Origin of the sequence: Vibrio sp. Vb1018, assembly GCF_033338775.1 — a bacterium.
In the GTDB taxonomy this organism is placed as follows: Bacteria; Pseudomonadota; Gammaproteobacteria; order Enterobacterales; family Vibrionaceae; genus Vibrio; species Vibrio alginolyticus.
Genome location: NZ_JAWOTI010000041.1, coordinates 1 through 12,790 on the forward strand (window position 1 = coordinate 1; position 12,790 = coordinate 12,790).

9 protein-coding genes and 2 pseudogenes are annotated in these 12,790 nt (G+C 41.1%); 9 read left to right on the forward strand and 2 right to left on the reverse strand.

Features of this window, described 5'->3' with window-relative positions; all coding sequences use genetic code 11:
• A pseudogene (locus R7Z10_RS23265) lies at positions 1-201 on the forward strand (IS5/IS1182 family transposase); the annotation flags it as partial.
• Between the two features lie 286 nt (positions 202-487).
• Here the strand turns inward: R7Z10_RS23265 and R7Z10_RS23270 are convergent.
• Positions 488-1,508 (reverse strand): annotated as a pseudogene (locus tag R7Z10_RS23270) (IS110 family transposase).
• A 174-nt stretch (positions 1,509-1,682) separates the two neighbouring features.
• Here R7Z10_RS23270 and R7Z10_RS23275 point away from each other — a divergent pair.
• Positions 1,683-3,242, forward strand: a complete 1,560-nt coding sequence (locus tag R7Z10_RS23275) for a diguanylate cyclase (protein WP_318106172.1) — start codon at positions 1,683-1,685, stop codon at positions 3,240-3,242.
• A gap of 992 nt (positions 3,243-4,234) precedes the next feature.
• On the opposite strand, the gene R7Z10_RS23280 is transcribed toward R7Z10_RS23275, so the two are convergent.
• Positions 4,235-5,518 carry a carbohydrate-binding protein gene (locus R7Z10_RS23280; protein WP_017821842.1) on the reverse strand — a complete coding sequence of 428 codons (1,284 nt, stop codon included), beginning with the start codon at positions 5,516-5,518 and terminating at the stop codon, positions 4,235-4,237.
• Positions 5,519-5,765: 247 nt separating this feature from the next.
• Here R7Z10_RS23280 and R7Z10_RS23285 point away from each other — a divergent pair, with 247 nt between their 5' ends.
• The 7 genes from R7Z10_RS23285 to R7Z10_RS23315 all read left to right on the forward strand — a co-directional run bounded on the left by R7Z10_RS23285 (position 5,766) and on the right by R7Z10_RS23315 (position 12,454).
• Positions 5,766-6,071, forward strand: a complete 306-nt coding sequence (locus tag R7Z10_RS23285) for a PTS sugar transporter subunit IIB (RefSeq protein ID WP_318106175.1) — start codon at positions 5,766-5,768, stop codon at positions 6,069-6,071.
• Between the two features lie 87 nt (positions 6,072-6,158).
• A complete protein-coding gene (locus tag R7Z10_RS23290) occupies positions 6,159-7,493 on the forward strand; it encodes a PTS sugar transporter subunit IIC (protein ID WP_318106177.1) in 1,335 nt (444 codons plus the stop codon).
• 51 nt (positions 7,494-7,544) lie between these two features.
• On the forward strand, positions 7,545-7,856 hold the full coding sequence (locus tag R7Z10_RS23295; protein ID WP_031777269.1) for a PTS lactose/cellobiose transporter subunit IIA: 312 nt from the start codon (positions 7,545-7,547) through the stop codon (positions 7,854-7,856).
• Between the two features lie 12 nt (positions 7,857-7,868).
• Positions 7,869-9,191 (forward strand): 6-phospho-beta-glucosidase, encoded by a 1,323-nt coding sequence (locus R7Z10_RS23300; protein WP_005381048.1) that lies wholly within the window; start codon positions 7,869-7,871, stop codon positions 9,189-9,191.
• Between the two features lie 18 nt (positions 9,192-9,209).
• Positions 9,210-9,965: a chitin disaccharide deacetylase gene (gene chbG, locus R7Z10_RS23305; protein WP_318106180.1), complete on the forward strand. Its 756-nt coding sequence runs from the start codon at positions 9,210-9,212 to the stop codon at positions 9,963-9,965.
• Positions 9,966-10,071: 106 nt separating this feature from the next.
• Positions 10,072-11,070: a LacI family DNA-binding transcriptional regulator gene (locus R7Z10_RS23310; protein WP_054702626.1), complete on the forward strand. Its 999-nt coding sequence runs from the start codon at positions 10,072-10,074 to the stop codon at positions 11,068-11,070.
• A 130-nt stretch (positions 11,071-11,200) separates the two neighbouring features.
• Positions 11,201-12,454: an HD-GYP domain-containing protein gene (locus R7Z10_RS23315; protein WP_318106184.1), complete on the forward strand. Its 1,254-nt coding sequence runs from the start codon at positions 11,201-11,203 to the stop codon at positions 12,452-12,454.
• Positions 12,455-12,790: the final 336 nt, after the last annotated feature.

Genomic DNA, 12,790 nt, shown 5'->3' on the forward strand with positions numbered 1-12,790 from the left:
TCTAACAAGAAATGGAAAAAGCGGTATGGTTATCATAAGCGCTCGCTCTCAGAGACAGCAATGTATCGGGTAAAACAGTTGTTAGGTGGGAAATTAAGCCTGAGGGACTACAACGCTCAAGTTGGTGAGACTTACGCTATGATCAAAGCGCTGAACAAGCTTACAGGGCTAGGTATGCCTGAAACTCAGTATGTTGTTTAAGAACTGAACAACATGGGGCTACCATGTCTTCTCATCGAATTAAGCAACATATATGGACGCACCTCAGGATGCAATGGCTGATTCAATGATACGGTCGCTAACATATATCCGACGTCTTTCTTGGTCATTTGTGCGACCTGCGCCATGATGTATTCCGCCCCTTACTGTCTATTCAAAGCCACGGTTTCAACTAACCTGTTGCTTAATCAGAGTGTAGTAAGGATGGTTCACCGTTTTTTCATCAGCTATTGCAAACTCATTTTCTTATAAAACATATACGTTTCAATTATATAGGCTTGAAAGCACGATTAACGTCATATTCACAATCGGTAGCTATAACACGCCACACTATACGCCCAAGCTTATTTGCTAAAGCCACTATGGCTTTAGCCTTAGCACGTCGTTCAATTAACCCTCGTAACCAAGCTCCCATAGGGTCCGTGCTTGAAGCTCTGCAACGTAGTACAGCTCTAGCACCATGAATGAGTAGTGTACTTAGGTCTCGGTTTCCACTCTTTGATAAAGCTCCAAGGCTATTCTTTCCACCTGTACTATTCTGCTTGGGAACTAACCCACACCATGCCGAAAACTGTCTACCATTTTGAAACTGTTCACCAGAGCCAACTTCACTAACAATCGCAGCCGTTAAGATCGGACCAAAGCCAGGGATATTCTTAATCGCCTTGTAGCGCGGACTCTGCTGACTCAGCGAAGTTATGTCCTGAGTTACATCATCGATCTTGCTGCTAATGCTGGTAAAATCACAGTATAAGTTTTGCAGTAAGTTTCTCATAACATGAGATAACTCATTCTCTGCATCTTCAATGATTAACGGTAAGTGATTACGCAATGCTCTTATTGATGTTGGGAAAACTATCCCATATTCAGCTGTTAGACCTCTGATTTGGTTAGCAAGAGCAGTTCTTTGTTCGACTAAGCGAGAGCGAACATTTCGCAAAGCTTTCAGGTCCTGTTGTTCGATAGTTTTAACTGGCACAAAATGAATATCAGGTCTCGAATAAGCTTCGCAAATGGCTCTTGCATCATTTGCGTCGTTCTTTTGTCTACCGACGAAAGGCTTAACATGCTGTGCTGGAATGAGTGATACCTTAAAACCAAGCCTTAAAATAGTGTGATGAAGCACATGACTCCATAGCCAGTGGAGTGTTATCTGGAAGATGACGGATTGTATGGAGCAGTTTAACTCCAGCAACCTTACGATTTGACGAGATAGTACCGTCAATATTCAATACGCACACTTGAAAGTAGTTCTTAGCTAAATCGATACCGACAACTTTAATGGACATGGCTGTTACTCCTGATCTTAATGGCTGTACCTGTAGTGTGGTACAGCAATGTTAGAAAGGAGGTGCGTCCATCACATCAAAGCCGATATGCATATGCATAGTCAATTCAATCCTTTAAGCGTATAAGTATTTGTGCAATTATGATTTGTTGAAGACGTGGGCTTGGTGGATAAAATGATAACTCAAACAAGAGAATCAAATATAAAAAAGATGCTTTATTCATGCTTGTTACTAGCTTTTGTAGTCGTGATGGCAATAACATTCATATTTAATGAATATCAAACTCAAAGAGAACGAATTTTACTTGGTTCTTCTCATGAACTACGTTCTAAAGTTGAGTCTAGCTTAGGCGTTTATAAAGATTTTTCAAATTACGTATTTAAAGAAATTGAGGATGACCAAGATATTTTTAGGTTGATGAGTGAAGCCTATTTTGGTGATGAGAGCATAAGAACATCTAATAGAAATTCTATATACTCGATGCTGGAAGAAAAGTATAAAACTCTTACAGATTTTAACTTTCGACAGTTACATTTTCACTTTGAAAATGGTGATAGTTTTTTACGTGTCCATAAACCTGAAAAATTTGGTGATAATTTATTCTCTATAAGAGAATCGGTAAGGATATCCAATAAAGAAAAGCGATTTGTACAGGGGTTTGAAGAAGGTAGAATATATAACGGTTATCGATTCGTTTATCCAGTAGTATATAATGACATTCAGATAGGCACTTTAGAAGTATCCCTATCAATGGGTAGTATCGTCAATTTATTGTTTAATCTATATCCTGAACAAGATTTTTTCTTCTTGATGAATAAGGATGTTGTGAATTACAAAGTGTTTGATGATACGAAGAATAACTACATACATAGTAAAATAGCCAGTGATTACTATGTAGATAAAGATGTGCTAAATAAAAGCCTGAAAAACCTGAAGTTTACTGAACTTGAGGGTTATACTGAACTATTTAAAAAACAGCTTGATCCTCATATTAAAACTGGTAATACTTTTTCAAAAGAGTTCAATGTGAATGGAAAATATCTGATTGTATCTTTCTTATCAGTTGAAAATTTTAAAAGAGAGCACGTGGCCTATTTAATTTCAATATCAGAAGACGATACATTAATGCTTATGAAAAGAAACTATCTGTTGTTTAATTTTATGATATTCATAGTGTTAATCTCATTTTTTGTAATTATTTTTCAAAGTTATCGAAATCAAAATAAACTACTTAAAATGTCAACCATAGACTTTCTAACTCAAGTGCTAAATAGAAATAAGATGGTTGAACTATTGTCACAGGAATACGTTAAAGCAAAAAGGTATAATTCCATATATACCGTAATGATGTTTGATGTTGACTACTTTAAAAACATCAATGACGAGTTTGGTCATGCAGTTGGCGATGATTATCTAGTTGAGTTTAGTAAATTAATCCATAGAAACATAAGAATTAGTGACTCTTTTGCTCGTTGGGGCGGTGAGGAGTTTGTTCTATTGCTTCCCAACACAGATGAAGACAGCTCGATGCTAGTTGCCGAAAAATTGCGAAGTTTAATAGAAAAGTATATTTTTTCAGGCCCTAGAAACATAACTGTAAGTATCGGTATCTCTGAGTTCCAATTAGATGACAGTAGTCTAGAAGATGCCATAGAAAGAGCTGATACAGCACTTTATCACTCGAAAGAAAATGGCAGGAACCAAGCGACACGCTGGAGTGTGATTAAGTCTTAATCTTAATCGCCTAAAATCAGACCAAATTGGCATATGATATGTGCCAATTTGATTGGATACATCATCGAGCGACCGTTCAGTGCCTGAAGTTATTAGTGTTTTTTATTTCAATAAAAAACACTAATAACTTGGTGATAAAGAAACATTGTGACCGCTACTTTTTGCTTTGTACAGAGCAGAGTCGACCTGCTCTAAATAAAACTCAATTGTACTCTACGTTGAGGAACATAACTGTATACTTCGACAGAAGCTGTGATTTGATGGGAGATGCCAATGATTTCACAAGAGATAGCGATGGTTTCAATATTCCTTCGAATTCTTTCCGCTAGCTCAAGGATTTCAAAACTAGATGATCCAGATATGACCACTAAAACTCTTCGCCTCCCATCCTGAAAGCGAAATCACCAGAACGTCGACTAAACACATGCTTTAACACACAATGTCAGGAACCTAAGCTATGCACTAACACTGCAGACCATTTGGCATACCTGAGCTAATCTATGAATCGCTAAGTTAGTAAAATAGCTAAAACACTTTTGTCCAGAAACGTGTTACAAAGAGTGGTCTAGTGTGCACAATTTTAAATCTGTGCTCAACGCGTGCTAAAAAGATCCAATAAAATCCTATTTCATGGTCCTTGATATCCAAAAAAAACCTCTTAAATGCAAGTAATTACAAGTGGTTAAGAGGAATTCAAAATCCGTTGCCTTCGGGCGTGGCGGTTCAAGTCTGCCCACCGGTACCATATTAGAAAGGTCGCTTTTATAGCGGCCTTTCGTCGTTTTAGGTGTTTGTAAATATCAAAAGAAAGGTAGCGTTGCCTTCGCGGTGGCGGCAGGAATGCCCAGTCCAATCAACTCCGTCCACCGGTACCATATTTTAAGACAGAGCCTCGATGAAAGTCGGGGCTTTGTTGTATCTGGATTTTCAAAACAAAAAAGCGCGAGGGGTATGCCTCGCGCAAACTACTACATGGTGATAGTAGGAACAGCCTATAGAGCTGTGAACAAGGTATTTTGAGTGTTCGGAGTCCAGTCTGCTTGGGACACGTGCGGTACATCAACTAGATAACGCAAACCTTGATAAGTCACCACATCACCTTGTTTATAGGAAACATTCTGAGTCCAGTTAGTGGCTGGGTCCGCATTTGTCCAGAGGCTAGAGGTTGGAGACGGTGCCCAATCTTGTTGTGCAGTATGGTTTGTTACAGCCTGGTATACAGTACCTAGGTGTAAGACGTAATCGCCAGCGTCGTAGTTATGACCAACTTGCCAGTTCGGTGTGTAGTTATCCATTGTGTCGAAGTCATAACCCGCTTGTTTTGCTAACTGTATAAACTTAGCGAGCTTAGGTAGGTTTTGCGTTGCCCCCATGCCACGCTTACCATCTTCAAATAGGAACTCGTGAGTTAAAACGATAACTTTATCGGCGTGTAAAGGTGTACCACATGGGAACTCTTGAGCTTTGGAGTTGATCGGGTTAATCGTTGTTGGTGCACAAGTGTTTAACGCGGAATCCACATATCCAAGAAATGCTTCTGCTTCTGTAAGGCTGTTTGCTGGCATTTCAATGCCCCAATTTTCAGGTGCCCAGTCCACATCCCAACCGTGAGTTTGATAGCCGTTATTCGCTAGGATATTTTGAACCTCGATAGCTGCTTTTACACTGTTGGATGGGTTGGATGTATCGCATACATATCCTGGTTCCCAAGGTTTCAGGTCATCAGACGTGGCACATAACCCATCTGCTTTGAAGTCTTTCGTCACGCGCCAACCGTTGGTGTAGGGCAGTCTAGCAAACTCTGTTGCCTTGTAGTTCGGGTAGCTTGTAATGTTCGGCAAATACTTTGCTAACACAGATAAGTTTTCCGTAAACATTGAGGCATCGTAAACAGGGTCTTGATACGAGTTAAGCTGGTGGTCCCCGGTCGCATTACACTCCGCAGCACTGTTCGGTCCAAACTCATCAACGCAATTATGAACCATATGATCGTAACTGTGGTTCGCGACAATATGACCAGTGTCTAATGCGAGCTTTAAGGCTTCTAGCGAACGGTCTTCATTCTCATCACCAATTCCATCTAAATGCCAAGCATTAAAGTAAAACGTCGCTTTGATATCTTCCTGGTTAAGTACTTGAATAACGTCAATAGATGCATTGATTGGTCCATCATCAAACGTTAGATAAATGGTGCCTTTAGAGTCGGTTTGAGCAAATGAGTGCTGTGATAGTGCGGCACTTACAAGCGCTGCAATAGCCAATTTATTAAATTTCATTCTCTATTCCTTTTAAGAAATTAATAACGACGTTGTCAGTAGTAAAATATTGATAATTTGAAACTTAATGTGATGTCTTAAATTATTTTATGACTTTTATCCTAGACCTAAATAATTACAAAAAAATAGGTGGTATTTTCTAAATTGGGATTGTGTTCACGAATAATGCAACCGGTTGCGCTTTTTTGTCTTGGTTATTTTTGCTACAGTTTTTACAGGTTGAAATTTACACAACGGGAGTAAGGCTATGAAAAAGATCCTTTTATGCTGTAGCGCAGGGATGTCAACCAGTATGCTTGTTAAGAGAATGGAGCAAGCTGCTGAAAATAAAGGAATTGAGTGCAAAATTGATGCAATGTCAGTGAATGCGTTTGAAGATGTAATTAAAGAGTACGATGTTTGTCTTCTCGGGCCTCAAGTACGTTTTCAGCTAGAAGAGCTAAGAAAAACGGCGCAAGAGCATGGTAAAAACATTGATGCTATTTCTCCTCAGCATTATGGAATGATGAAGGGAGAAGAAGTACTAGAGCAAGCATTAGAATTAATTAACTAAACTATAGTTTTAAATTAAAAAGATAACTGTACATCAAATATAAATATTTGATGCGGGATTCTTTTGTCTAAAATAAGGATGGATTCTATGAAGCTTTATGACGCAATTATAGGCGCAGTCGAAAAGCATATAGCCCCTATAGCAGCTAAAGTGGGGAATCAGCCCCATGTTCGCGCAATGAGAGACGGTTTTATTGTCGCAATGCCGTTTATTATTGTCGGTAGTTTCATTTTGATTTTTGCATTCCCCCCATTTGCCGAAGATACAACCTTTACTTTTGGTCGAATTTGGCTCGATTTCGCCACTACACATTTTGATACCATAATGATGCCCTACAACATGTCGATGGGGATCATGACCATTTTTGTTTCGCTGGGCGTTGCTTATAGTTTAGCGAAGGCTTACAAGATGGATGGGATCACGAGTGCTGTATTGTCACTAATGTCTTTTTTACTCATTGCGGCCCCAGCTAAAGATGGCGCGTTGTCTATGTCTCACATGGGCGGAACCGGGATCTTCACCGCAGTGATGTGTGCATTTTTCTCGGTGGAGCTCTACCGTTTTATGAAAAAGCACAATATTACGATTCGCATGCCAGAGCAGGTGCCACCGGCGATTGCGCGATCATTTGAAGTATTGCTACCAGTCTTAGCGATATTCATTACCTTATATCCACTTAGCCTTTTCGTACAAAACCAGTACGACATGCTGATTCCAGATGCTGTTATGGCTATCTTTAAACCGCTAATTAGTGCGTCTAACTCATTGCCTGCCATTATTGGCGCTTTATTGCTTTGCCAGCTGCTTTGGTTTGCGGGTATTCATGGTGCTGCAATTGTTGTTGGACTGCTTTCTCCAATCTTTTTGACCAACATTGGTGCCAACATTGAAGCCTTTGTTGCAGGTGAACCGATTCCAAATGTATTTACTCAACCGTTCTGGGATTTTTACATCTTTATTGGCGGCTCTGGTGCAACACTTGCTCTTGTTATGCTGATGTCGTTTAGCCGTTCTGCTCACCTTAAGAGCATTGGTCGAATGAGTGCGGTGCCTGGCTTTTTCCAAATCAACGAACCAGTGATCTTCGGTAGCCCAGTTGTGATGAACCCGACCTTGTTTATCCCGTTCGTCTTCGCTCCAGTCATCAACGCTACGATTGCGTATTTTGCTGTGCATGTCGGCTTTGTGGGTATGGGTGTCGCTACAACACCTTGGACAACACCGGCACTGATAGGTGCTTCGTGGGGTAGCGGTTGGACCTTTGCGCCAGTATTGCTCGTCATTGGTTTATTAATTCTTGATCTAATCATCTACTTCCCATTCTTCAAAATGTTTGAGAAGCAAATGTTGGAGCAAGAACTACCAACGACGAAGGAAACTAAAGGTGACACGCAGCCGTCAGGCGAAGGCGTTACTGCTTAACTGTGCTTAATGGGCCGCAATTACCGCGGCCCGATTTTCGGAGAGAAAATGATGGAACAAGAATTGGTTGTAATGGAGATCATTTGCAATGCTGGTGAAGCCAGAAGTTTAAGCTACGAGGCATTGCGTTTATCTCGAGAACAAGATTTTGAAGCGGCTGATGAGAAGCTCTCTCAAGCAAGAGAGTGCATTAATAAAGCCCACTTAATACAGACTCAGCTTATTGAAGAAGATCAGGGAGAAGGGAAAGTCCCGATGACGTTAGTGATGGTGCATGCTCAAGATCACCTAATGACTACGATTTTGGCTCAAGAGATGGCTGTAGAAATCGTCGCACTGAACAAAAAAATCTCGAACAAATAAAGGGGGATGAAAATGTCTAGAGAGGCGATCAAGCTTGCCATTATTGGCGGTGGTAGTAGCTATACCCCGGAATTGGTTGAAGGGGTTATTAAGCGCTTAGAATATTTACCCGTTAAGAAAATCCATTTTGTGGACATTGAGTCAGGAGCTGAGAAGCTTGAGATCATCAAAGGATTGGCTCAGCGAATGGTCGATAAAGCCGGAGCAAAAATTGAGATAAAAGCCGGTTTCGATCGCCGTGCTGCGATAAAAGATGCGGATTTTGTGATGACGCAGTTTCGTGTTGGTGGCCTTGCTGCACGCGCTAACGATGAGCGAATCCCAATCAAGTACGACGTCATCGGCCAAGAAACAACGGGCCCTGGTGGTTTTGCTAAAGCACTGCGAACCATTCCGGTCATTCTTGATATCTGTAAAGACATTGAAGAGTTGGCTCCAAACGCATGGATGCTCAATTTCACCAACCCAGCGGGTTTAGTTTCCGAAGCGGTCAGTAAGTACACCAAAGTAAAGAGTATTGGTTTATGCAATGTGCCCGTTTCAATGGAAATGATGATTGCAGAAATGATGGAGTGCGAGCCAAAAGAGCTGCAACTTGAGTTTGCTGGGTTAAACCATCTCGTGTGGGTACACAAAGCATGGCTCAATGGGGAAGATATTACTCAAACGGTATTAGAGAAAGTCGGTGATGGTGCCAACTTCAGTATGAAGAATATCTGGGAAGAGCCGTGGGATCCGGCATTTCTAAAAGCACTGGGGGCGATACCATGTCCTTATCATCGTTACTTCTACCAAACTGATGCCATGCTTGCTGAAGAGAAACAAAGTGCCGATGAAAAAGGCACTCGTGCTGAGCAGGTAATGGAAACAGAAAATGCGCTATTTAAGCTCTATCAAGATCCTACCCTCGATCATAAGCCGAAAGAGTTAGAGGAGCGGGGTGGTGCTTATTATTCTGATGCATCACTGAACCTAGTTGATTCAATTTATAACAATCGTAATAGTATTCATGTTGTTAACGTTTTAAATAATGGAGCGATCAACGGCCTACCTGACGATGCTGTGATTGAATGTAGTGCCGTGATTGGTAGCTGGGGGGCGAAACCTCTTGCGGTTGGCGAGTTGTCAAACAATATCAAAGGATTACTCCATCAAGTTAAAGCGTATGAGCAGCTAACAATAGAAGCTGCTGTCGAAGGTAATTATGACAAGGCGCTTATGGCATTAACCAATAACCCATTGGTGCCTGACATTGGCCGCGCCAAGTCAATCCTGGATGATATCCTAGCGGTGAACGCTCCGTATTTACCTCAATTTAAACTAACGACGTTGTAAGACTAAGGAAGGGCGCCGATGAAAGTCATTTTTAATGCTGATGATTTTGGTTTAACGAGAGGTGTAAATAGCGGCATCGTTAAAGCTCATCAGCAAGGTGTGGTTCATTCAACCACCATGATGGTGGGTATGGATGCTGAGCAACATGCCTTAGAACTAGCTCGCCATAATCCAGACTTGAAAATTGGCGTTCATCTTAGGTTTACAGCAGGTGTGCCTATAACGAAGCATCCTAACTTGACCAACGGCCGAGCGCACTTTATCAACTATGACGAACTTTGGAGTAAGCAGGATTTCGAAACTCAGGTCATTTATGATGAAGCAAAAGCTCAGGTGGAACATTTTTTATCGCTTGGGTTAGAGCTAAGCCACTTAGATAGCCATCATCACGCGCATACTCACCCTCAAATTTTGCCCGTTATTAAAGAAGTAGCGAATGAATACAGAGTGCCACTGCGGGGCACTGGCTTGTGTCAAGAATCGATGACAATCAGGTATATCTTTACTGATGAGTTTTATGATCAAAAAGTGAGCTTGGATGGCTTAATGGCACATCTATTGAGCTTAAAAGCTGACTATGACTTGGTTGAGGTGATGTGCCACCCGGCAGAGGCCGATCAGGCGCTTATCTTAAAGAGTGGCTATGCGCTTCAGCGAGAGCTAGAGTTACAAGTTCTTACCTCTCCCATTTTAAAAGAACAGTTAGCTCATCATGGCATAACTATCACGGATTACTCTGAGCTTGTTTCTACCAATCAAATGGTCGGTGTATGATTAAAGGCTGCCAGAGCTTCGCCCCCTATAGCACCTTACGAATTGCTGGCAGCCGTTCTACACAAACGAATATTTAATAACAATTGCAGTTGGACCCAATAGCATTATGGCAAGGATTAAAGATGTAGCCGAACTCGCCGGTGTAAATCGCTCTACCGTTTCTCGAATTATTAATGGAGAGGGGAAATTTCGCGAGGAAACTCGAAAAAAAGTAGAGCAAGCTATGGCGCAATTGAATTATCGTCCTAGTGCAATTGCTCGTTCACTCGCAACCTCATCCAGTAATATGGTTGGGTTATTGGTGACTTACTATACGGGGGGCTTCTTTGGCGAGATGATGGAGCAGGTTCAGACCGAGCTGGATATTCATAAGAAGTTTTTGATTACAGCTCAAGGCCATCATTCTGCACAAGGTGAAAAAGAGGCAATTCAGCGTTTTAATGATTTACGTTGTGACGGCTATGTACTTCATAGTCGTTATTTGTCAGATGATGACTTACGTGAATTAGCTAAACAGCCAACACCTTTCGTTCTCCTGGATCGCTACGTGGAAGGAATAGAAGAGCGTTGTGTTACCTTTAACCATCATCATGCAAGCCGTATTGCCGTTGAGCACCTTTTAGCTGGTGGTCATCGAAAGATTGCTTGTATTGCCGGTCCATCCCAACGTCATAACAGTGTATTGAGAAAGCTTGGGTATATTGATGCAATGAAGGATGCTGGTATAGATATTGATGAAAGCTGGTGTGAAGAAGGGAATTATGGTCGGCAAAGTGGTTATGATGCAATGGCTGCAATTTTACAACGACACCCTGATGTGACGGCTGTCTTTTCGTGCAGTGAAGAAATGACGGTTGGCGCAATGCAGTACTTACACGAGCACAGTATTTCTGTACCAGAGCAAATCTCATTAACTAGCTATGACAGTGTTGATCTTTGTGAAAGTCTTTACCCTACAGTATCAGCAGTGCACTTTCCTATCAGTGACATGGCCCGTGTAGCGGTACAAACGTTAATGGGGCTAGTCAAAGATCAAGAAGTAATAGACAAGCCAGTGTTCGAGGCCAAGCTTAAAATACGCAAAGCAGATCGCTCCTTAAAGTAGCTTACTTCTATCTAATTAAGTGAGTCGCTTAGAAATAACGGTTTGATGTTTTGATAGTTACTGATGAATTTATTCACAAAATTTACTAGTATTCTAACTCTCTTAAGAAATATAAATCAGTAGTGAATAAGTGGCAGCCATTAAACTAACGGTCGATCGTATTCAACCCGGATTACATATCCGTCTTCCGCTAAAGTGGAACGATCACCCCTTTCTACTCAATAGCTTTAAGATTAAAGACCAAGAGCAAGTCGAGATGATCCGCCACCTCGGCGTAAAGTTCGTTTACTTTAATCCAGAGCAAAGCGATGCCGTTCCACTCCCTGTTGATCAAAGACAAGCTGACAGAGTAACAAATGAAGCGTCGTTAGATCATGAAACTCAAAAAATGTGGCAAGAAAAACAGAACCGCATAGAAAAGTTAAGTGCATACCGTCGACGCGTGATTCAGTGTGAAAAAGAGTTTGAGCGCTCTCTGGCACGTATGCGTTCAGTCATGACTAAAATCCGTAACCGTCCGACAGCAGCAGTTGATGAAGCAAAGCTTCTTATTGAAGATATCGTCGAGAAGTTAATGTGCGATGATAATGTTACGTTACATCTGATGAACGGAAAAAATGAGTTTGAAGATATTTATTTCCACTCATTGAACGTGGCTGTTATCTCGATGATGATTGGCCGTGCTAAAGGGTACTCAGCAGCACAGTTGAAAGAGCTTTCCTTCTCCGCACTATTCCATGATATCGGGAAAATAAAAATCCCGACTGCAATATTAAGAAAGCAACTACCTCTAACAGAGCCAGAAACCAACTACTTAAAGTTGCACACTAAATATGGCGTCGATCTTGCGAGTCAAATCGAGGCTTTTCCCGAAGTCGCGAGAATTGTGATTGCGCAGCACCATGAGCTAAGAGATGGGTCTGGTTATCCTAAAGGCCTGAAAGGAGATGAGATCAACGAGTTTGCTCAAATTATTGCTGTAGCCAATGCGTTTGATAACTTGTGTCATACACCGATAGTCTCAGATCAAAAGATTCCTTATACCGCACTCTCTCATTTATATAAGAACTGTAAACACCTATATAAAGAAGAGAACATGAACATCCTAATTAAGTTTATGGGCGTGTTTCCTCCGGGTACCGTAGTTCAGCTTTCTAATAATATGGTCGGCCTGGTTATCTCAGTGAATGCATCGCATTTATTATTCCCGAATGTCTTGGTTTACGATCCATCAGTACCAAGGACTCAAGCGCCAATCATTGATCTTGCCTCAAAAGATATAAAGATAGTTAACGCGATTCATCCGTCAAAATTACCGGATAAAGTAAAAGAGTATCTAAATCCGCGTTCGCGTATTTCTTATTTCTTTGATAGTGATGAGTAGTTATCCACAGCTTTTTGTGGGTAAATTGTATAAATCCTGAGTGTTATTTCTGGGTAATTTTAGGGTTGGATGGAAAGTATCCATTTGGCATGTTTTTTTAGAAAAAATGCATTTTTAGTATTGCCAAAGAAAATCTTCTCCCTATAATGCGCATCCATCGACACAGCAGACGTCACAAGGCTTCAGCAGGGTCGAAGAGGTAAAAAGCTTCTACAAAAAATTAGTTTAAAAAAGTGTTTGACACTAACAACTAAATCGCTAGAATGCACCTCCGCTTTGAGAGAAAAACTTCTCGCAAAGCAAGCTCTTTAACAATATAGACCTATCAATCTGTGT

What these genes read in the sequence shown, in the direction of transcription:
- R7Z10_RS23290 (WP_318106177.1), top strand. Translation starts at nt 6,159, where the DNA reads ATGAAGCTTTATGACGCAATTATAGGCGCAGTCGAAAAGCATATAGCC.
- R7Z10_RS23295 (WP_031777269.1), top strand. Translation starts at nt 7,545, where the DNA reads ATGGAACAAGAATTGGTTGTAATGGAGATCATTTGCAATGCTGGTGAA.
- chbG (WP_318106180.1), top strand. Translation starts at nt 9,210, where the DNA reads ATGAAAGTCATTTTTAATGCTGATGATTTTGGTTTAACGAGAGGTGTA.
- R7Z10_RS23310 (WP_054702626.1), top strand. Translation starts at nt 10,072, where the DNA reads ATGGCAAGGATTAAAGATGTAGCCGAACTCGCCGGTGTAAATCGCTCT.
- R7Z10_RS23280 (WP_017821842.1), bottom strand. Translation starts at nt 5,518, where the DNA reads ATGAAATTTAATAAATTGGCTATTGCAGCGCTTGTAAGTGCCGCACTA.
- R7Z10_RS23275 (WP_318106172.1), top strand. Translation starts at nt 1,683, where the DNA reads ATGATAACTCAAACAAGAGAATCAAATATAAAAAAGATGCTTTATTCA.
- R7Z10_RS23300 (WP_005381048.1), top strand. Translation starts at nt 7,869, where the DNA reads ATGTCTAGAGAGGCGATCAAGCTTGCCATTATTGGCGGTGGTAGTAGC.
- R7Z10_RS23285 (WP_318106175.1), top strand. Translation starts at nt 5,766, where the DNA reads ATGAAAAAGATCCTTTTATGCTGTAGCGCAGGGATGTCAACCAGTATG.